The organism is Qipengyuania sp. (genome assembly GCF_965277845.1).
Classification (GTDB): domain Bacteria; phylum Pseudomonadota; class Alphaproteobacteria; order Sphingomonadales; family Sphingomonadaceae; genus Qipengyuania.
In genome coordinates this window covers 1,026,687-1,046,076 of the sequence record NZ_OZ255844.1, presented here as the reverse complement: position 1 = coordinate 1,046,076, position 19,390 = coordinate 1,026,687, and the positions used below count along the sequence as shown (strand labels likewise).

The window sequence follows — 19,390 nt, the reverse complement described above, 5'->3', positions numbered from 1 at the left end:
CCGATCATGACTGCCGCACTCGGCCGGGTCAGTTGGCGGGGGTCCCGTCGCGATAGACGGCGCGTTGGGGAACGGCCACCGTTACCGGTACCAGCATATATTGCCCGGGTTGGCTGTATTGTACCGTCCCGGCGCTGGCGGTCGCCTTTTGCATGTAGTCGTCGAGATAGGCCTGGCACTGGCTGTAGCTGTCGGTCCGACGACGGTTGCCGTCCTCGATCGCATCGCCCGCAGCCATCCCGGCCAGCGCGCCCGCGCCTGCGCCAATCAGAGTGCCGGCGGTCCGGTTGCCGCTGCCCGCGATCCGGTTGCCGAGCACGCCGCCCGCAACGCCGCCGATCAATGCCCCGATCACTTCGCCGCGGTCGCTGTCGCTCTCATATGTGTCGAGGCGCGCGCGGCATTCCTCGAGCCAGGCGTTTCGGTCGAAGGCAACGACCTGGGCCCCGGCGGGAAGATAGGCCGGAGCTCCGGCATATCCCGCCTGATAGCCATAGCCGTACTGCACGGGAGGTACCGGAGCCTGGGTCGGCGCATTGGGATAGATCACCCGCGCGGCGCCGGCGGGTGGCTGTGCATAGACCATCGGAGTCGGATAGGCGTAGATCACCTGGGGCGGCTGCCGGACGTAGACATAGGTCGGCTGTACCGGCTGCACCGGAGCCGTGGCGGCGCGGGCCGGGATGGTCCGCGTGGCGGGCGCCGGCTGGGCCGCCAGCGTTTCATAGCTGTAATAGACCGGATTCGAAGGATCGATCGGCTGTATCGTCGGACTGCTGACGAAGACCGGGGCTTGCGGGCGCGGCGGGATGGATCGTGCCGCGCTTACCGTGTCGGTCGTCGAAGTCGCATCGGTCGCCGTTTCGGTGACGACATCGTCGTCAAGTTCGGGGCTGGGCTGCGCGTATTCGTACTGCCCTGTTTCATAGGACATGGTTTCCTGTGCCACGGCAACGCCCGCCTGGAGGGCAAAGCTGGAAGCGGTCAGCGCGAGGGCGGTACGAAAGATCATGGCACGGGCTCCCTGCAAGCGACTCGGCAGAACGCCGGCGCGCAATTACCCGACCAGTGTAGGCATCTGTCGTGCCGAGCGCAAAAACGGTGCCCGCCATGTACCGCTATGGGGCAGGCACGCTTAGATCCGGTCGGACAGCATCCGGGCGAGCGCTTCGATCCCGTCCGCATCTTCGCGGTCGAAGCGTGCCTTGGCCGGGCTGTCGAGATCGATCACCGCAATCGGCTTGCCGCCGCCCAGGATGGGGACGACCAGTTCGGAATTGGTGACCGCGTCGCAGGCGATATGGCCGGGAAAGGCATGCACGTCCTCAACCAGCTGCGTGGTGCCCTCTTTCGCGGCCACGCCGCACACGCCCTGGCCCATCGGGATCCGGATACAGGCAGGCCGGCCCACGAACGGGCCGAGTACCAGCTCGCCCTCCATCACGCGGTAGAATCCCGACCAGTTGAGTTCGGGCAGGAAGTCCCACAGCAAGGCAGCGATGTTGGCCATGTTAGCCACTCCATCGGGTTCGCCCGCCGTCAGCGCTTCGGCCGCGTCGAGCAGCTGGCGATAGGCTTCGGGCTTGGGGGTACCGGGTTCGGGACGAAAATCGAACATGGCGCGCGATGTAGCGCGCGCAAGCCGCTCTTCAAGCCCCATTGCTCGCGGGGCCGGGCTCGCTTATCTCCGCTGCCCATGGGTATTCTCAAGAAGCTGGGCATCGCGCTCCTCGTCATACTGCTGGTGGTCCTCGTCGCCGGCTATTTCCTCACCCGCGGCGATACCGCCGATGTCGCCTTTGAGGAAACGGTCGGGACCGACCCGACGCTCGACGAACCCGCCGAGGAAAGCTTCCCGACGGTCGCGATCGCCGAACCGGTGGGCTGGGCCGAAGGCGAGGTGCCGGTTGCGGCAGAAGGGCTTACCGTGAATCGCTTCGCCGAGGGGCTCGACCATCCGCGTACGCTGCAGGCGCTGCCCAATGGCGATATCCTCGTCGCGCTGACCCAATCGCCCAATATCCAGACCGGCGAAAGCAACTGGCTGCGCGATCTCGTCGCCGGCTTCCTGTTCCGCAAGGCGGGCGCAGGCGGTGACAGCGCCAACCAGATAGTGCTGCTGCGCGATGCGGATGGCGACGGGATCGCGGAGGGCCGCTTCGTGCTGCGCGACGATCTCGACTCGCCCTCGGGCATCGCCTGGGGCGATGACACGCTTTACATCGCCAATCATGACGAAGTGCTGGCCTTCGATTACGAGCTCGGTTCCACCGAGCTGAGCGGCGAGGGGCGCAAGATCGCCGATCTCGCTCACGGCACAGGCCACTGGATGCGCAATCTGGCGCTGCATCCCGATGGCGACCGGCTCTACGCCGCCGTGGGTTCGAAATCGAACATCGGCGAAGACGGCATGGAGATCGAGGAGGGGCGGGCGCTCATCTGGGAGATCGATCTCGAAAGCGGTCGCCAGCGGGTTTTCGGCGCGGGTTTGCGCAATGCCAACGGCATGGATTTCAGCCCCTGGTCGGGCGAGTTGTGGACGACGGTGAACGAGCGCGACATGCTCGGCTCGGACCTCGTGCCCGATTACCTCACCAATGTCCCAGTCGGCGCGCATTACGGCTGGCCCTGGGTCTATTTCGGAGACAATTTCGACCGTCGGGTGGAGTATCCGATCCCGCAATTCATCAACTATGTCCGCACGCCCGAATATGCGCTCGGCCCGCATGTCGCCGCGCTCGGCCTGGTGTTCAGCCGCGAAGGTGCCCGGATGGGCGACCGCTTCTCAAGCGGCGCTTTCATCGCGCAGCACGGCTCGTGGAACCGCAAGCCGCCGTCGGGCTACGACGTGGTCTATGTCGCCTTCGACGAGCGCGGCAATCCGACTGGCAAGCCGCTGCCCGTACTGACCGGCTTCCTCAAGGACGACGGCACGACGCGCGGACGCCCTACCTGGGTCGAATGGGCGGGCGACGGGTCCTTGCTGGTCTCCGACGACACTGCCGGGATCATCTGGCGCGTGGTTGCGCCCGAAGCAGAGGCGCAGGCCGGGATCGACAGAGTGACCGGCAACCGGCTTCCCGCCCGGCGCGAGCTCCGCGGGCAGGAAGCGACTTTCGGCGAAGACGATTACGCGCGTCGCGTGACCGCCGAATAGCCTATCCGATCAGCTGGTCGACCGAGAGCGTGTAGAGCGGTTCGGCCCCGGCCGTGGCCGCAGCCTTCAGCCCAGAGGCTTCGGGAACGATCCGGTCGAGGAAGAAGCGCACGCTGGCCGACTTGCTTCCCGCAAGGCCGGGCGCGTCGCCCGCCTCGATCGCGCGCAATTGGCGCAGCAACTGCCATCCGGCGACCGCGGCAGCGAACATGGTGCAGAACGGCACCGATCCGGCGAGGCGATCGTCGAGGCTCGCCTCCTCGCGCATCCAGTTGGCTACTGCTTCGCAATCGGCGGCAAGTGCGGCGAGCGTGGGCTCGTCACCGGCGTCGCGCGCAATATCGGCGATCAGCGCGCTCAGCGCCTCGCCGCCATCTAGCCCGAGCTTGCGCGTGACGAGGTCGGCGGCCTGGATGCCGTTGGTACCTTCGTAGATTGGGGCGATGCGCGAATCGCGCCAGTGCTGCGCCGCGCCGGTTTCCTCGACGAAGCCCATGCCGCCATGGACCTGCACGCCCAGGCTGGCGACCTCGATCCCGATATCCGTGCCCCAGGCCTTGATCAGAGGGGTGAGCACTTCGCCGCGCGCGCGTGCCGCGGCATCGCCCAGGGTGCCGCGATCGACCTGGCCGGCGGTGTAGTAGAGCAGCGCCCGCGCACCTTCGGTGAGGGCACGCATGCGCAGCAGCATGCGGCGCACGTCGGGGTGCTCGAGGATCGCGACCGGCGCCTTGTCCGGCGAGCCCGCGCGTGCTGACTGGATGCGATCCCTGGCATAAAGCTGCGCCTGCTGCGTCGCGCGTTCGCCAATCTGGACGCCCTGATTGCCGACGTTGATGCGCGCATTGTTCATCATGGTGAACATTGCCATCAGGCCGCGGTTTTCCGCGCCGACCAGTTCGCCGATGCATTCGTCATTGTCGCCATAGCTCATCACGCAGGTCGGCGAGGCATTGATGCCGAGCTTGTGCTCGATGCTAACGCAACGCAGATCGTTGCGCGGGCCGGGAGAGCCATCTTTCTTCACGTGATACTTGGGTACGATGAAGAGCGAGATCCCGCGGCTGCCCTCGGGCGCGTCGGGGAGCCGCGCGAGAACGAGGTGGATGATGTTCTTCGACAGCTCGTGCTCGCCCCAGGTGATGTAGATCTTCTGACCCTTGATGCGGTACTTGCCCGCATGTTCGCCCTCGGCGATCGGCTCTGCCGTGGTGCGCAGCGCGCCGACGTCCGATCCGGCCTGCGGTTCGGTCAGGTTCATCGTCCCCGACCATTCGCCGCTGACCAGTTTGGGAAGGTATTTCTCCTGCAGCTCCTTCGAGCCGTGATGTTCGAGCGACTCGATCGCCCCGACACTCAGCATCGGCAACAGGTTGAAGGCCATGTTCGCGGTGCCGAGGTTTTCGAGCACATTGCACGAGAGCGTGAAGGGCAGGCCCTGGCCGCCGAATTCGACCGGGCCGGAGATCGCATTCCAGCCCTGCTCGACATAATGGGCGTAAGCTTCCGCAAATCCGTCCGGCAGACGCACCAAGCCATTTTTCAGCTTTGCTCCTTCGAGATCGCCGACGCGGTTGAGCGGTGCCCATTCACCTGCGGCGAATTCGCCGATTCCGCCAACGATCGCCTCGACCATGTCGGGTTCGGCGGCGGCGAATTTCTCGCTTCTCGCCAGTTCCTCGATCCCGGCGTTGACGCGGATGGCGAGCAGCTGGTCCTGAGTGGCGGGGGTGTAGGTCACGTCTATTCCTCTTGGCTTTGTGCGCCCCCAGATATAGCGCGCGGGCATGAGCGGCAAATACGCTACGGAAACGCTCGACGTCGATGAAGGTGGCATCGCCCGCGCCGCGCAGATCCTGCGCGACGGCGGCCTTGTGGCCGTGCCGACCGAAACGGTCTACGGCCTTGCCGCCCGCGCCGATAGCGATGCGGCGGTGGCGCGAATCTATCGGGCAAAGGGCCGCCCGAGCTTCAATCCGCTCATCGTGCATGTCGCCTCGCTCGAGCAGGCGCGTAGCCTGGCCGAGATCTCGCCCGAAGCCGAGCAACTGGCTGCCCGGTACTGGCCCGGTCCGCTGACGCTCGTGCTGCCGCGCCGGCGCGATGCCGGGTTGTCGGCTGCCGTGACCGCGGGGCTCGACACGCTGGCGCTGCGGATGCCATCGCACCCGGCGATGCGTTTGCTGCTCGAAAGCACCGGCCTGCCGATCGCCGCGCCTTCCGCTAATCGCAGCGGCTTTATCAGCCCGACCTCGCCCGCCCATGTGCTGGCTTCGCTCGACGGGCGGATCGATGCCGTGCTCGATGGCGGGGAGTGTGAACGGGGGCTCGAATCGACGATTGCTGCGGTGCGCGCCGATGGATCGGTAGAAGTGCTGCGGCCGGGGCCGATTGCGCTCGAAGCGGGTGGAAGCAGCGGCGAGCGGATCGAAGCGCCCGGCCAGCTGGCCAGCCATTACGCCCCGGGCAAGCCGGTGCGCCTCGACGCGACGCAAGTTGCGCCAGACGACTTCATGATCGGGTTCGGCTCAGTGCAGGGGGACTGCACGCTGTCGGCGCGCGGCGATCTCGCCGAAGCCGCGGCGCGCCTATACGCCTGCCTCCACGAAGGGGCGCGGTCGGACAAGCCGCGCATCGCGATTGCGCCGATTCCGGAACGGGGTATCGGCATCGCGATCAACGACCGCCTGCGTCGCGCCGCGACGCCTGCCGATTAGTCTTCGGGCTCTACCGGTATCGACGGAATGATCTGCTGCATCTCGGCATAGGTGTCGCGTGCCTCGTCGCAGGCGCGGCGATTGCCGTCCTCGCACCGGTCGAGCTGCTTTTCATAATCGCGCTCGAGCTTCGCCAGCCGCGCCTCGCGCCGTCGGATCTCGCGACCGCGCTTCTCGTCGGCTTCGGACTGGCTGGTAGTGGCGAGGTCCACGCCCTTGCCGACGACCTTTACGGGTGCCGTGGCGACGTCGACCACCGTCTTGGCAAGGCAGCCGGGCAACATCACGGCTGCGGGAAGGAGAACGAAAATGGCTAGGCGACGCATGCGGGATCCTTTCGCTGCGCCGCCTAGCCCAGATTGTGTGAAACGTCGATGAATTCAGGCTTCGGGAGCCTCGGGGGTCGCCGGTGTCGCCGCCCTGACTTCGCGGCAATTGAGCGTGCCCGATCCCATCGAATTGACGGTGCAGTTCGCGCGACCATTTACGGTGATCGTGCCCGAACCCATGATGCTGGCATCTACGCGGCCGTCGGAGGCGAACTCCGCATCGCCCGAACCGGCCACCGAGATATCGGCGTCACCGACGGCGAGGTCGGGCATTTCTGCCTTGCCAGATCCGGCGATGGTTAGGTCGAGCGTTTCGACCTTGCCGCCGGCCGAGAAATCGCCCGAACCGGCGATCGTGAGATCGAGCGATTCGGCATCGAAAGCGGATACTGCCGCCGTTCCCGACCCGGCAATGGTCACATCCGCCCGGCCGGTCATCGACGGCGCTTCGATATCGCCCGATCCGGCCAGCACCATCGCCCGCAGGCTGGGCATCGTCACGCGCACAGTTGCTTTGCCGCGATCCTTCCAACTGTTCTTTTCGCGGCTGATGCCAAGTGTCTCGTCGTCGAGCGAGAAGCGCAGCGCATCGACTGCGTCGTCATCGCCCGAGACGGCGATATCGAGATCGGAGCCTTCCGTGACGATGACCCTGTCTGGGCCGGCCAGGACCAGTTTCGTCGGCGCGGCGCCGGTCATGTCGAGCTCGGACAGAGGCACGCCTTCGCTGTCGCCGATCTGGATGTTCATTCCGTCGCACCCGGCAACGAGCGCGGCGCCGGCGAGGGCGGCAATGGGGGCGAGCCCCTTGAGAAGTCGGTGGATCATCGCGATGGTATTCCTCTAGCTGCGGCAGTCCGTGTTGCTGATATAATACAGCAGGCATAAATCATCAAGGCTATGCAGCAGGAGGCAGGCTTGCAGGACCCCCAGGGTCGACCCGCGACGGTCGCCGCCCAGACTCAGCGCGAACAGGTCAGGCGGCCGGACCCCATCCGCGTCTGGGTGCAATCGGTCGTGCCCGAAACCACGGCATCGCCACTCCCGACGATGCTCGCCGATACGCTGTCATCGGCGTTGAAGCGCGCATCGCCCGAACCGGCGATCGACACGGTGGCGCGCCCCATGCGCAGCTGCTGGCCGTCGATATCCCCGCTTCCGGCGATCGTGATGGCCCCATCCTCGGCGCGACCGGCAAGCCGTAGATTGCCCGTTCCGGCAACCGTCGCCGCCAGTTGCCTGGTTGCGATGCGACCGACATCGATCGTACCCGAACCGGCCAATGTGGCGCCCACTTCGCTGGCATCCATCCGGTCGATCGACAGATTGCCCGAACCGGCCAGCGTGACGCCGTCGACCGAGGGGGCCGTAACCTGGATGGTTGCGATGCCATTGACCGGGTCCTCGCGCCAGCGGCGGCCGATGACCAATTGCTCGTCCTTTATCTTGAAGCGCAGTTCTGAGAGCACGTCGGGACTGCCGCTGGCCCTCACGCGCCAGCGATCGCCGCGCGTGATCGCGACATTGTCGCGGCTGGCCAGCGTGACCTGGTCGAAGCGACCCGTTGCGGCCCAGGATGCGGAGATACGCTCGCCATCGTCGAGCGAGGACCGCCATTCCTTCTGCGGATGGGCGTGTATGGCGGGCATTGCGGTTGCGGCAGCAAGGCCGAGCGAGCAGGCGGCAAGGATACGAAACATAACGGTTCTCCCGATTGATGGACGCATGCTTCCCATCATGCCGAGCACAAGTCGAGCGCGTTCGTCGACAAGTGTAATCGTTTCATGGAATCGCCGGCACGCACAAAAAAGGGGGCGCCTTGCGGCACCCCCTCCCGTGTCTCGGGAAACGCGAAGCGCTTACGCGTCCTCGGTGTTCTCGTAATATTGCGGCGCGTGTTCGCGCAGCACATCGAGGATCTTTTCCAGCGCGGTCGGCTCGTCGGTCTTCTCCATCGCCGCAAGTTCGCGGGCGAGCCGGCTCGAAGCCGCTTCGAAGATCTGGCGCTCGGAATAGCTCTGTTCGGGCTGGTCGTCCGGGCGGAACAGGTCGCGGGTCACTTCCGCGATCAGGACGATTTCGCCCGAGTTGATCTTTGCCTCGTATTCCTGCGCGCGGCGGCTCCACATGGTCCGCTTGACCTTGGGCTTGCCCTTGAGGGTTTCCATCGCTTCCTTGAGCGTCTTGTCGCTCGACAGCTTGCGCATGCCGATCGATTCGACCTTGTTCACCGGAACGCGCAGCGTCATGCGTTCCTTTTCGAAGCGGAGGACATAGAGGTCGAGCTGCATGCCGGCGATTTCCTCGCTCTGCAGCTCGATGACACGGCCGACGCCGTGCTTGGGGTAAACAACGTAATCGCCAACGTCGAAGGCATCAGCCTTGCTTGCCATGCAATCTATCCTTTCGTCCGGGCCTGGCCGGGGTGGTCAGCAGCGTCACGGAAAGCCTCAGCCGCAATCCCCAACTGGGAGTGCGGTCTGGTACCGAATGTGACGTGTGCTGGTGGCCTGCCCTTTCAATTCTCACACCTGCCCGGGAGCAAACCGGTGCAGTTGTTGCATTATATAACACAGCTGTAAGAAAATTGCGAATCCGCGCGCTCGCGCAAGCAAGCCACTAGCTTGGGCTGTCGCGCAGCGCCGCAATCAATGCGCCGAACAGCAAGAGGAAACCGGTCGCCCAAAACCAGGTGATCAATGCGAGAACAGCGCCCAACGCACCGTAAGTCGCGTTATAGCTGCCGAAATTGGCGGCATAAAAAGCGAAAGCGCCGGTTGCCGCCAACCAGCATACCGCGAAGACGAAAGCCCCAGGCCAGATTGCCGCCCATGGCGGACGAGGTGCATTGGGCGCGAATCGGTACAGCAGGCCCGCGCCCAGAACGGCAATCGCAAAGAGGAAAGCGAGGCTCGCGATTCCCCCGATCGTTCCATCGAGGCTCGCCAGAGCAGCGCTTCCGATGCCTGCCGTGATCAAGCCTGCAAGACCCGCTCCGGTAATCGCCACCGCCACGAGATTTGCCTTGATGAAACCGCGGGGCTCGTCTGCATGAAATACGATGTTCAGCCCGGTCATCAGCGATCGAGCCCCGTTGCGCGCCCCGAAGAGGGCGATCCCCAGCGATGCCGCCAGGCCGAGCCCTTGCGCACCCGCTGCCCCGCTCGCAACGGACTTCAGCTGGCTGGCGATCAGCTCGGCAGCCGAAGGGGGTAGCTTCTCGGCCAGCACTGTCACATGCCCGGCAACGGTCGAAGGTTCTGCGATCAGCCCGTAGGACAGGACCAGCGCAGCGAGCGCGGGGACGAGGGCTAGCAGGGCATAATGCGCGATGCCTGCCGCAACGATGCCGATATTGTCTTCGGCGCCGCGCTGCCACGCTCTCTTGAGATCGGCGACCACCCAGGCGAGCGATCAGTCGCCTTCGCCGGGTTCGGGCGAGAAGAACTTCTCGAACTTGCCCTCTTCGTCCTTGTGCTCGTCCGCGTCTGCGGGCGGTTCCTTGGACTGGGTGATGTTGGGCCATTCGGCGCTGAACTTGGTGTTCAGCTCCAGCCATTTTTCCAGCCCATCCTCAGTATCGGGCAGAATCGCCTCGGCGGGGCATTCGGGTTCGCAAACGCCGCAGTCGATACACTCGCTGGGATTGATGACGAGCATGTTCTCGCCCTCGTAGAAACAGTCGACCGGACAGACCTCGACGCAGTCGGTGTACTTGCACTTGATGCAGGCGTCGGTGACGACATAGGTCATGGGTAGAGTAATCCTCGCGAAGTGTTTCCCTGATCCGCGCTGCTAGGGCGGATTATCCGTTGGGGTCAAGCTCCCGATAGCAGGCTTGTGCCTCGCGCGGCGGACCGCGGCGCTTGGGGAGACGCAGGATTTCGACCAGCTTGACCGAATTGCCGAGCGGCAGGGTGAGGATGTCGCCCTCGGCAATGCCGCGCGAGCAGCGTTTCACGCGCTCGCCATTGCGGCGGATATGGCCCTGTTCGACCAACCTATGGGCCGCGCTGCGGGTGCGCACGAAGCGCAGGTAGCACAGCAGCCGGTCGATCCTCACGCGGGCAACGCCATCAGCGGACCAGGTCGGCGAGGGCCGCAAAGGCGTTGCCCTCGCGCGGGGGAGCGGGTTTGCTGCGTTCCTGCTTGCGGCGCGAAGGGCGCCATTCCCAGCGATCCGGGCGCGGCGGGCCGAACCGGCCCTCTGTTAGCGGCTTTGCCTTCTGCACGCGGAAACCCGCATTACCGAGCAGCCGCGCAATATTGCCTTCCTCGAGCCCGATCGAGATCGGTAGCGAGTAGTCGAGCACAAACTTGCGCTTGCGGTTCTTGGCCTGCGCCTTGGCGCGTGTTTCGTGCGCGGCGCGCAGGATCTTCTCTGCCAGGTCGATGCGGATCGCCTGGCTGCCGGCATGGCGATAGCCCGAGGGCAGTTTCCTTGCATCGGGGATCACCGGTAGCATCGCTTCCTGCAACGGCCGCCGGTCGAGCCCGAGCGCATGCAGCAGCTGGCGCGGTGCGGGTTTGAGCAGCGCGGGCGCGAAAATGTCGAGCGCGCCGAAGGTCACGCCGATCTTGCGCAGGAATGGGCGCATTTCCTTGGGCAAGTGTTCGATGCCCGCTTTTTCCCGCGTCACATAGCCATGTCCCGCAATCAGATTGAGCAGCAGGGCGCGCGCCTGTGACCCGGCATCGGGATTGCTCACGGCGTGATGCATCTTTTCGAGCGGCGCGAGCGGCTCCAGCTTCGTCGCGAGCCATGCTTCCAGCGCTGCCATCAGCTTTGCGCGCGCAGCTTCGGGCAGCGTGGTCACTTCGCGCGTGGGCCTCAAGAGCGGCGTTACGGCGCCATCGCGATGCTCGAGCTTGGCGAGTTCCTGCCCGTTCCAGCGGATGGCGCCGCGCTCAAGCTCGATCTCTTCCATATCCGAGGCTGCCAGTGCCTCCGCCTTTTCACCGAGCAGTTTCGGCAACGCTTTCTCGGCAGCAGCAAGCAGCATACGCCGGTCCTCGTGCCGGGCGGAGGGATCGACCGCAAAGCGGAGCCCTTCGACATGGCCGAGAACTTCGCCCTCCACGCTCACCTCGCCTGAATCGCTCAATTCGATCGGCAACATGCCTGCATCCTGTCCTAGCGACTTCATCAGGATCGCCGTCCTCCGGTTTACGAATCTCTCGGTCAGTCGCGCGTGAAGCGCATCCGACAATTTGGCCTCGACCGCCCGTGCGCGCGATGCCATTTCATCACGCGCCAACACCCAATCGGGGCGCTGGCAGATATAAGCCCAGCTGCGAATCGCCGCGATCCGCCCCTGCAGCGTATCGATGTCTCCGGACATGTTGTCGAGTTCGCTGATCCGCGCCGCGACATAATCCGCGCCGATATAGCCTTCGGCGAGATCCTGCCACAGCCGCGCGACGAAGCGCGCATGCACGTCGGGACCGCGCTGGCGGAAGTCGGGCAGCGAGCAGGCCTCCCAGAACCGGCGCACCGCACCATGCCCCCGGACATCGCCCGCGACGGGTTCCCCGGCGAGGCGCTTGAGCGTCGCCAGGTCGATGGCTTCGGGCGCGAGGCGCAGCGCCGGATCGTCGGGCGGCGCTTCGAGATCGGAGATCAGGACGGGCAGCGAATCGAAGCGCGGCTCGGGCTCGCGCCAGTACAGATGGGTTAGCGGAGCGAAGCGGTGTTCTTCGATTGCATAGACCTCCTCCTCGGTGAGTTCGGGAGGAGTGCCGTGCTTATTCGTCCCGGCCAACGTTCCGAAGGTTCCGTCGTGCTGATGGCGGCCCGCGCGTCCCGCGATCTGCGCCATTTCCGCAGGCAACAGTCGGCGCATCCGCATGCCGTCGAATTTGGTCAGGCCGGCAAAGGCGACATGATTGACGTCAAGGTTCAGCCCCATGCCGATCGCGTCGGTCGCGACGATGTAGTCGACCTCTCCGCTCTGAAACAGCGCGACCTGCTTGTTGCGCGTCTCCGGGCTGAGCGCGCCCATGACCACCGCCGCGCCGCCCCGGAAGCGCCGCAGCATTTCCGCCACCGCATAGACCTGCTCCGCGCTGAAGGCGACGATTGCGCTGCGCGGGGGCAGGCGCGAGAGCTTGCGCGGGCCGATGTAAGTGAGGGTCGAAAAGCGCGGGCGGTCGGAGATCTCGGCTTCGAGCACCAGCTCGCGCACCAGCGGTTCAAGCGTCGCGGAGCCCAGCAGCATGGTTTCCTCGCGGCCGCGCGTGTTCAGCAGGCGGTCGGTGAAGATGTGGCCCCGCTCGCGATCGGCGGCGAGCTGCGCCTCGTCGAGAGCCACGAAGGCAGCGCCCGCCCCGTCGCGCGGCATCGCTTCGACCGTGCAGCACATATAGCGTGCGTTCTTCGGCTCGATGCGTTCTTCGCCGGTGATCAGCGCGACCGCGTCGTCGCCCTTAATCGCACGCACCCGGTCGTAGACCTCGCGCGCCAGCAGGCGCAGCGGGAAGCCCATGCAGCCGCTCGAATGCGCCGCCATGCGCTCGATCGCCAGATGCGTCTTGCCGGTATTGGTGGGTCCGAGGACCGCCTTGATCGCGCTACCCTGCACACTCCTTAATTGGCAGTGCGCGGGCGCCAGGGCAACCGCCCGACCCTATGGCGACTCGATTCACCGCAATCCGGACTCGCATGGCCGCAGATTAAGGCGGCCTTTACTTTGTTTTGGCAGGCAATGCGGGCAGAGGACCCGATACGAGGGTCGAGCCGCATCCATTCGCGCCGGAGCGGCCAATGGGAAGGGACACAGCGTGTATACGTCCCACGCGGACACACAGGATACGGCACAGCCCACGGCGACCGGCGGTTACGGTCAGTCCGCGGCGGCCCTGGCGCATGACCAGATCGTTCCGAATCCGTACGGACCCTCTTTTTCCTGGACCACCTTGCGGGAACAGCTTTCGGGCCGGATCGCCGCACTCGACCTTGCGCCCGACCTCGGCAGCGAGATCGGCAGCAAGCGTTGGCTGCGCGGGGTGGGCACATTCGTCGGCCTGACTGCCACTGCCCTGGCCTTCTGGCCGAGTTTCGCCCCTCTCGAGGCGGCGGCGTCCGCGCATATCGACGATGCGGTGCGCGATGAATACCGCAGCCAGATGATTCTCCCGCTCGCGCTCGGGGCCGACAGTGGCAGGCACATGGGTGCGACCACGCTGGTCGAACCGCTCGCCGCCGCGCCGGAACGGCCGCGGCTCGAAATGGTCGCGACGCTGGCAAGAGGCGACAGCTTCGAACGCATGCTACGCCGCGCCGGCGTAGGGCGTGACGACAGCCAGCGCGTGGCCGAACTGGTCGGCGCGGCGCTGCCGCTGAGCGAAATCGAATCGGGCACAACGTTCGACATTACCCTCGGTCGCCGCCCCGCACCGGGCGCGCCGCGCCCGCTCGAGACGATCGGTTTTCGCGCGCGCTTCGATCTCGAACTCGAGATCGGGCGGTTCGCAGAAGGCTCCGATCTTTCGCTGACAAAGAATGTTATCCGTGTCGATGAAACGCCGCTGCGCATCCGCGGCACCGTCGGTGACAGCCTCTATCGCTCTGCGCGTGCCGCGGGCGCACCGGCCAGTGCGGTCCAGTCCTATCTCAAGACGCTGGGCCAGTATGTGAACCTCGATCGCGACGTTCGTGCGGGTGATACGTTCGATTTCATCCTGGCCCATCGCCGCGCCGCCACGGGCGAACGGCAGGCGGGCCAATTGCTCTATGCCGGGCTCGAGCGGGGAGAAACGCCGCGCGTGCAACTGATGCGCTGGGGCGAGGATGGCGAATTCTACGAGGCCTCGGGAGTGGGCGAACAGCGCGGTGGGCTGATGGCGCCCGTGCCAGGGCGAACGACTTCGGGCTTCGGCATGCGCCGCCACCCGATCCTGGGCTATCGCAGGATGCATTCCGGCCTCGACTTCAAGGCGCGTCACGGGACCCCTATCGTTGCCGTGACCGATGGCCGCGTCACCGGGGCGGGGCGCATGGGCGGCTGCGGCAATGCGGTGCGGTTGCGCCACGATGGCGGGCTCGACACGCGTTACTGCCACATGAGCCGCATTGCGGTGAATCGCGGGCAGAGCGTGCGGCGCGGACAGGTAATCGGCTATGTCGGCTCAACCGGCCTGTCGACCGGCCCGCACCTTCACTACGAAATGTATCGCCACGGCAGGGCGATCAACCCGGCCTCGGTGAAATATGTCACCCGCGCACAGCTGACCGGGGCGGAGCTGCGACGTTTCAAGGAAGCGCTCACCCGGATCAAGACGGTCGAGCCTGGCGCAGCACTGGCCGAATTGCAGCGCACCTCTACCGAGGTTGCCGCGCAGGAACCGATCCGCGAAATCGACAAGCTTTCGCCGCCCGTGAAGGGCTGAGATTGCACCAAGCGCGTGCTTGCGGCACAGCGTCGCCATGACCAATGCAAGCTATCCCGCTACCCGCCTGCGCCGCACCCGCGCGAGCGCGTGGAGCCGCACCATGCATCGCGAGACCGTGCTCACCGCGGCAGACCTCATCTGGCCGCTGTTCGTCACCGATGGATCGGGCGTCGAGGAGCCGGTGGCGAGCCTCCCTGGCGTCTCGCGCTGGTCGGTCGATGGGATCGCGTCTCGCGCCAAAGAGGCCGTCGAACTCGGCATTCCGTGCATCGCCCTGTTTCCCAATACCCAGCCGGAAAAGCGCAGCGACGACGGGGCCGAAGCGCTCAATCCCGACAATCTCATGTGCCGGGCGATCAAGGCGGTTCGCGATGCCTGTGGTAGCGATCTCGGCATCCTCACCGATGTCGCGCTCGATCCCTATACCAGCCACGGCCAAGACGGGCTGCTCGACGAGGCGGGCTATGTCGTCAACGACGATACGGTCGCCGTGCTGGTCGACCAGGCGGTCAACCAAGCAAATGCTGGCGCAGATATTATCGCGCCGTCGGACATGATGGACGGCCGCGTGAAGGCGATCCGCATGGCGCTGGAAATGAACCATCATCCCAATGTCCAGATCATGGCCTATTCGGCGAAATACGCCTCCGCCTTCTACGGCCCGTTCCGCGATGCAGTGGGCTCGGGCGGCCTGCTCAGGGGCGACAAGAAGAGCTATCAGATGGACCCGGCTAATGGCGACGAGGCGCTGCGAGAGATCGCCCTCGATATCGCCGAAGGGGCGGACAGCGTGATGGTCAAGCCGGGGCTTGCTTATCTCGACGTGATCTGGCGCGTGAAACAGGAGTTCTCCGTTCCCGTCTTCGCCTACCAGGTGAGCGGCGAATATGCGCTGATCGAGGCGGGCGCGGCAGCGGGCGTGGGCGACCGCGACGCGTTGCTGATGGAAAAGCTGATGGCCTTCAAGCGCGCCGGGTGCAGCGGCGTGCTGACCTATCACGCACCCCGCGCCGCGCAGCTACTGAATGGCTGATATCATTGCCGAAACCGACCGGCTGATCCTGCGGACCATCGAGGAGGGCGATGCTGCCGAACAGGATCGGCTGCTCAATACGCTAGCGGTGATGGCGCGGCTGGGCGGGGTCAAGGAACTGCACGAGATCGAGGCCAAGCATGCCAAGTCGATGGCGCTCTATGCGCGCGAGGGCTTCAGCTTCCTCTTCATGATCGAAAAGGCGAGCGGCGAGATGGTCGGCCATTGTGGGATAAAGCGCGTCGACAATCCGCTTGCGCCCAATGTCGGCGATCACGAGGTGGGCTGGCTGGTGCGGGAGGATCGCTGGCGGCGCGGATATGCCGAAGAGGCAATGCGCGCCGTGCTCGAATGGGCCTTCACCCGCGTCGGCGCGCCGCATGTCGTCGCGCTGACCAGCGAGGCCAATGCCGGAAGCTGGAAACTGATGGAAAAGCTCGGCATGGTCCGCCGCGAAGACCTTGATTTTTCCGACCCGGCCTATCCGGCCGAGGACAATCCGACGATCCAGTATTCGCTCACGAGAGAGCAATGGGAGAACACCCGATGACCGCGAGCCGCCCCGGCGTCACCATCGTTCCGATCCACGGCCACACGCCGAAAATTCACGATAGCGCCTTCGTCGCGCCGGGCTGCACGATCATCGGCAATGTCGAGATCGGGGCCGACAGCTCGGTCTGGTACAATTGCGTGTTGCGCGCCGATGTCAGCCGCATTGTCATCGGCGAGCGCAGCAATATCCAGGATGGCAGCGTCTGCCATTGCGACCCCGAAAGACCGGGCGATCCCGACGGTTCGCCGTTGATCATTGGCGACGACGTGCTGATCGGCCACATGGCGACGGTCCATGGCTGCACGATCGAGGATCGCGGATTCGTCGGTCTCGGCGCGATCGCGATGAACAAGGCGGTGATCGGCTCGGATGCGATGCTCGCCGCCGGTGCCATGCTGACCGAAGGCAAGGTGATGGGCGCGCGTGAGCTGTGGGGCGGTCGCCCCGCGCGCAAGATGCGCGATCTGGATGACGCGGCAATTGCCGGCATGCGCATCGGCGTCGCGCATTATGCAGAGAATGCCAAGCATCACGGCGAGGCGGTGGCCAAGGCGTTTGGGGACTGACGTCACGCTGTCGCAATGTGCGCGGCGCGACTTTGCTCAATCGCGGATTAGCGCCCTTAGTGCCGCGATCCGGTCCGCCTCGTGCGCCGGCTTGTCCCAGCGTATGCGGTGGATACGCGGAAAGCGCATGGCGAGGCCCGATTTGTGGCGTTTGCTTTCGTGCACGCTGTCGAAGGCGACTTCGAACACCAGTGTCTTCTCGGTCTCGCGCACGGGGCCGAAGCGGTTGATCGTGTTCTGGCGCACGTGACGGTCGATCTTCTTCAGTTCCTCGTCGGTGAAACCCGAATAGGCTTTACCGACCGGTAGCAGGTCCGCGCCCTTGTCCGGATCGCCATTCCAGCAGCCGAAGGTGTAGTCGGAAAAGAAGCTGGAGCGTTTGCCCGAGCCGCGCTGCGCATACATCAGCACGCAGTCGATCAGCAGCGGGTCGCGCTTCCACTTGTACCAGTACCCGACGCGTCGCCCGGCGATATAGGGGCTGTCCTTGCGCTTGAGCATCAGCCCTTCGATCGCGTCTTCGCGGCTTCCTTCGCGAATTTCGGCGAGATGTCCGAAGTCGCGTGCTTCGACAACGGAACTGATGTCGAAATGGCTGTCGGGCAGCCGGGCCATCAACGCCTCGAGCCGCGAGCGGCGCGCGGTCCACGGCTGTTCGCGCACATCTTCGCCTTCGATCAGAAGTGCATCATAGAGCCGGACGAAGGCTGGGAACTCGGTGAGCATTTTCTTGCTCACGGTTTTGCGCCCGAGCCGCTGCTGCAGCGCGTTGAAGCTGGCTGCTCCTCCTTCCTCGCCCCCCTGCGTCGAGCCGCGCACCAGCAATTCCCCATCGAGCACTGCGGGGAAGGGCAGGACATCGAGCAGCTCCGGGAAAGTCGCCGAAATGTCGTCGCCCGAGCGGCTGTAGACTCGAGTCTCCTCTCCTGCGCGTACCAGTTGGACGCGGATTCCGTCCCATTTCCATTCGGCCGCATAGTCGGCGAGGTCGACGACCGTGTCCTCGAGCGGATGCGCGAGCATGAAGGGCCGGAAGGTGGGAAGGTTCTCGATATCGGGCGGAGCCTGGCCATGTGCGGCCCAGGCGAAGAGCGGATCGTAAGGCGGCTCGAGGCCGTGCCAATACTCCTCCACCTGGTCGACCGACACCGCGAAAGCTTGCGCGAAGGCGGTTTTGGCCAGGCGGCTCGACACGCCGATGCGCATCCCGCCCGTCGCGAGCTTGAGCAATGCATAGCGACCCGATGCGTCGAGCCGGTCCAGAAGCTTCGGCAACCCGGTCAGAACGCTCTTGCGGGTCAACGCCGACAGCAGTTCCACGGTTTCGCTCACGCCCGGCGGATCGGGTTCGTTGGCGGGCGCAGGCCACAGTAGGCTCGCGGTTTCCGCCGTGTCGCCGACGAAATCGCGGCTCAGCGTCCACAGTACCGGGTCCACGCGGTCTTTCAGGAGATTGCGGATGGTGGAGCTCTTTACCGCCGGAAAATCGAGCCCTTCGGCGAGCGCCGCCAGCGCCCATCCTCGGTCCGGGTCGGGTGTCGCGCACAGATATTCCGCGATCAGGCGCAGCTTTTCGTTGCGGCTGCGGGTGTAGACCAGAGCATCGATCAGGGCGGCAAACTCGTCCACCCTCAGTCGTCCTCGTCTTCGTAGCCGACAAGAGCCAACGCGCGGGCGCGGCGCTGATGGAGCTGGCACCAGCGTAGCAGCGCGTCCTCCCGCCCGTGGGTGATCCAGTTTTCGCTCGCGTCGACCTCCTCGATCGTACGGGTCAGTTCGCCCCAATCGGCATGGTCGGAGATTACCAGCGGCAATTCGACATTCCGCTGCCGAGCGCGCTGGCGAATGCGCATCCAGCCGCTCGCCATGGCGGTGATCGGATCGGGCAGTCGTCGGCTCCATCGGTCGTTGAGTGCGCTTGGCGGGCAGACAACGATGTGGCCGCGCATTGCGTCCTTGTCGGCATCCGCCACGAGCCGCAGTTCGCCCAGATTCACGCCGAGCTCCTCATAGAGGCGGCACATCTTCTCCATCGCGCCGTGTAAGTAGATCGGATCCGTGTGTCCCGCGCGACGCAGTTCGGCGATCACGCGCTGCGCCTTGCCGAGAGCATAGGCGCCGACCAGCACGCAACGGTCAGGATGCGCAGCGAGCCGGTCGAGCAGTTTCTGCATCTCCTCCTCGATCGGCGGATGGCAGAATACCGGCAGGCCGAAGGTCGCCTCGGTGATGAAGATATCGCAGGGCGTGACTTCGAAGGGCGGGCAGGTGGGGTCGTGACGTCGCTTGTAGTCGCCGGTGACGATCACGCGCTCGCCCGCGTGTTCGAGCAGGATCTGCGCGCTGCCAAGGACATGGCCCGCCGGGATGTAGGTCGCATCGACCCCGCCGGGCAGGCGGATCGTCTCGCCATACTCGACCGGCGTCGCCCCGTCGCGTGTTGCGTAGCGCAACTCCATGATCGCGAGCGTTTCGGGTGTGGCAACGGTCTGGCCGTGCCCCCCGCGCGCATGGTCGGCATGGCCATGCGTGACCAGTGCCTTGTCGACCGGACGGCTGGGATCGACCCAGCAATCGGCGGGGGCGATATGGATACCATGCGGCTCGGGGTTGATCCAGGAGAAGGGGGCAGCAGCCATCGTCG

General features: G+C 65.3%; 19 protein-coding genes. 6 read left to right on the top strand and 13 right to left on the bottom strand.

From position 1 onward, the window contains the following. Positions 1–28: 28 nt before the first annotated feature. Positions 29–1,012 (bottom strand): glycine zipper 2TM domain-containing protein, encoded by a 984-nt coding sequence (locus ACQY4G_RS05130; RefSeq protein WP_421993468.1) that lies wholly within the window; start codon positions 1,010–1,012, stop codon positions 29–31. A gap of 123 nt (positions 1,013–1,135) precedes the next feature. Then, entirely contained in the window at positions 1,136–1,618 is a 483-nt protein-coding gene (locus ACQY4G_RS05125) for a GAF domain-containing protein (protein ID WP_421993466.1), read from the bottom strand. A 78-nt stretch (positions 1,619–1,696) separates the two neighbouring features. Here ACQY4G_RS05125 and ACQY4G_RS05120 point away from each other — a divergent pair, with 78 nt between their 5' ends. Beyond that, entirely contained in the window at positions 1,697–3,157 is a 1,461-nt protein-coding gene (locus tag ACQY4G_RS05120; protein WP_421993464.1) for a PQQ-dependent sugar dehydrogenase, read from the top strand. Between the two features lies 1 nt (position 3,158). Here the strand turns inward: ACQY4G_RS05120 and ACQY4G_RS05115 are convergent, their stop codons facing one another. After that, positions 3,159–4,898: an acyl-CoA dehydrogenase gene (locus ACQY4G_RS05115; protein WP_421993462.1), complete on the bottom strand. Its 1,740-nt coding sequence runs from the start codon at positions 4,896–4,898 to the stop codon at positions 3,159–3,161. A 46-nt stretch (positions 4,899–4,944) separates the two neighbouring features. Between ACQY4G_RS05115 and ACQY4G_RS05110 the strand changes: the two genes are divergently transcribed. Next, a complete protein-coding gene (locus ACQY4G_RS05110) occupies positions 4,945–5,874 on the top strand; it encodes an L-threonylcarbamoyladenylate synthase (RefSeq protein ID WP_421993460.1) in 930 nt (309 codons plus the stop codon). On the opposite strand, the gene ACQY4G_RS05105 is transcribed toward ACQY4G_RS05110, so the two are convergent. The 8 genes from ACQY4G_RS05105 to ACQY4G_RS05070 form a co-directional block, all read right to left on the bottom strand. Further along, positions 5,871–6,200: a hypothetical protein gene (locus ACQY4G_RS05105; RefSeq protein ID WP_067692062.1), complete on the bottom strand. Its 330-nt coding sequence runs from the start codon at positions 6,198–6,200 to the stop codon at positions 5,871–5,873. The genes ACQY4G_RS05110 and ACQY4G_RS05105 overlap by 4 nt on opposite strands. Positions 6,201–6,254: 54 nt before the next feature. Continuing rightward, positions 6,255–7,031 (bottom strand): head GIN domain-containing protein, encoded by a 777-nt coding sequence (locus tag ACQY4G_RS05100; RefSeq protein WP_421993458.1) that lies wholly within the window; start codon positions 7,029–7,031, stop codon positions 6,255–6,257. Between the two features lie 134 nt (positions 7,032–7,165). Beyond that, a complete protein-coding gene (locus ACQY4G_RS05095) occupies positions 7,166–7,903 on the bottom strand; it encodes a head GIN domain-containing protein (protein WP_421993456.1) in 738 nt (245 codons plus the stop codon). Between the two features lie 159 nt (positions 7,904–8,062). Next, positions 8,063–8,596 (bottom strand): CarD family transcriptional regulator, encoded by a 534-nt coding sequence (locus ACQY4G_RS05090; protein ID WP_050601467.1) that lies wholly within the window; start codon positions 8,594–8,596, stop codon positions 8,063–8,065. Positions 8,597–8,822: 226 nt separating this feature from the next. Then, positions 8,823–9,605, bottom strand: coding sequence for a YihY/virulence factor BrkB family protein (locus tag ACQY4G_RS05085; RefSeq protein WP_421993452.1), 783 nt, complete (start codon positions 9,603–9,605; stop codon positions 8,823–8,825). A 12-nt stretch (positions 9,606–9,617) separates the two neighbouring features. After that, positions 9,618–9,956 carry a ferredoxin FdxA gene (gene fdxA, locus ACQY4G_RS05080; protein WP_067692049.1) on the bottom strand — a complete coding sequence of 113 codons (339 nt, stop codon included), beginning with the start codon at positions 9,954–9,956 and terminating at the stop codon, positions 9,618–9,620. 52 nt (positions 9,957–10,008) lie between these two features. After that, the gene (locus tag ACQY4G_RS05075) at positions 10,009–10,266 is read right to left on the bottom strand and encodes an RNA-binding S4 domain-containing protein (protein WP_291179256.1); all 258 of its coding nucleotides are present in this window, start codon (positions 10,264–10,266) and stop codon (positions 10,009–10,011) included. Between the two features lie 13 nt (positions 10,267–10,279). Further along, the gene (locus ACQY4G_RS05070) at positions 10,280–12,784 is read right to left on the bottom strand and encodes a helicase-related protein (protein WP_421993450.1); all 2,505 of its coding nucleotides are present in this window, start codon (positions 12,782–12,784) and stop codon (positions 10,280–10,282) included. A 334-nt stretch (positions 12,785–13,118) separates the two neighbouring features. On the opposite strand from ACQY4G_RS05070, the gene ACQY4G_RS05065 reads away from it, so the two are divergent. From ACQY4G_RS05065 to ACQY4G_RS05050, 4 genes are read left to right on the top strand one after another with little or no spacing between them, the layout of a single operon-like run. Then, complete coding sequence (locus ACQY4G_RS05065; RefSeq protein ID WP_428483096.1) at positions 13,119–14,591, top strand: M23 family metallopeptidase; 1,473 nt, start codon at positions 13,119–13,121, stop codon at positions 14,589–14,591. A 37-nt stretch (positions 14,592–14,628) separates the two neighbouring features. Beyond that, positions 14,629–15,627 (top strand): porphobilinogen synthase, encoded by a 999-nt coding sequence (gene hemB, locus ACQY4G_RS05060; protein WP_421993446.1) that lies wholly within the window; start codon positions 14,629–14,631, stop codon positions 15,625–15,627. Then, the gene (locus ACQY4G_RS05055) at positions 15,620–16,177 is read left to right on the top strand and encodes a GNAT family N-acetyltransferase (RefSeq protein ID WP_421993445.1); all 558 of its coding nucleotides are present in this window, start codon (positions 15,620–15,622) and stop codon (positions 16,175–16,177) included. The genes hemB and ACQY4G_RS05055 overlap by 8 nt, the downstream gene beginning before the upstream one ends. Continuing rightward, the gene (locus ACQY4G_RS05050) at positions 16,174–16,746 is read left to right on the top strand and encodes a gamma carbonic anhydrase family protein (RefSeq protein ID WP_421993444.1); all 573 of its coding nucleotides are present in this window, start codon (positions 16,174–16,176) and stop codon (positions 16,744–16,746) included. The genes ACQY4G_RS05055 and ACQY4G_RS05050 overlap by 4 nt, the downstream gene beginning before the upstream one ends. A gap of 36 nt (positions 16,747–16,782) precedes the next feature. On the opposite strand, the gene ACQY4G_RS05045 is transcribed toward ACQY4G_RS05050, so the two are convergent. After that, entirely contained in the window at positions 16,783–18,375 is a 1,593-nt protein-coding gene (locus ACQY4G_RS05045; RefSeq protein WP_421993442.1) for a cisplatin damage response ATP-dependent DNA ligase, read from the bottom strand. Positions 18,376–18,377: 2 nt separating this feature from the next. Then, the gene (locus tag ACQY4G_RS05040) at positions 18,378–19,385 is read right to left on the bottom strand and encodes a ligase-associated DNA damage response exonuclease (RefSeq protein WP_421993440.1); all 1,008 of its coding nucleotides are present in this window, start codon (positions 19,383–19,385) and stop codon (positions 18,378–18,380) included. Between the last annotated feature and the right edge of the window lie 5 nt (positions 19,386–19,390).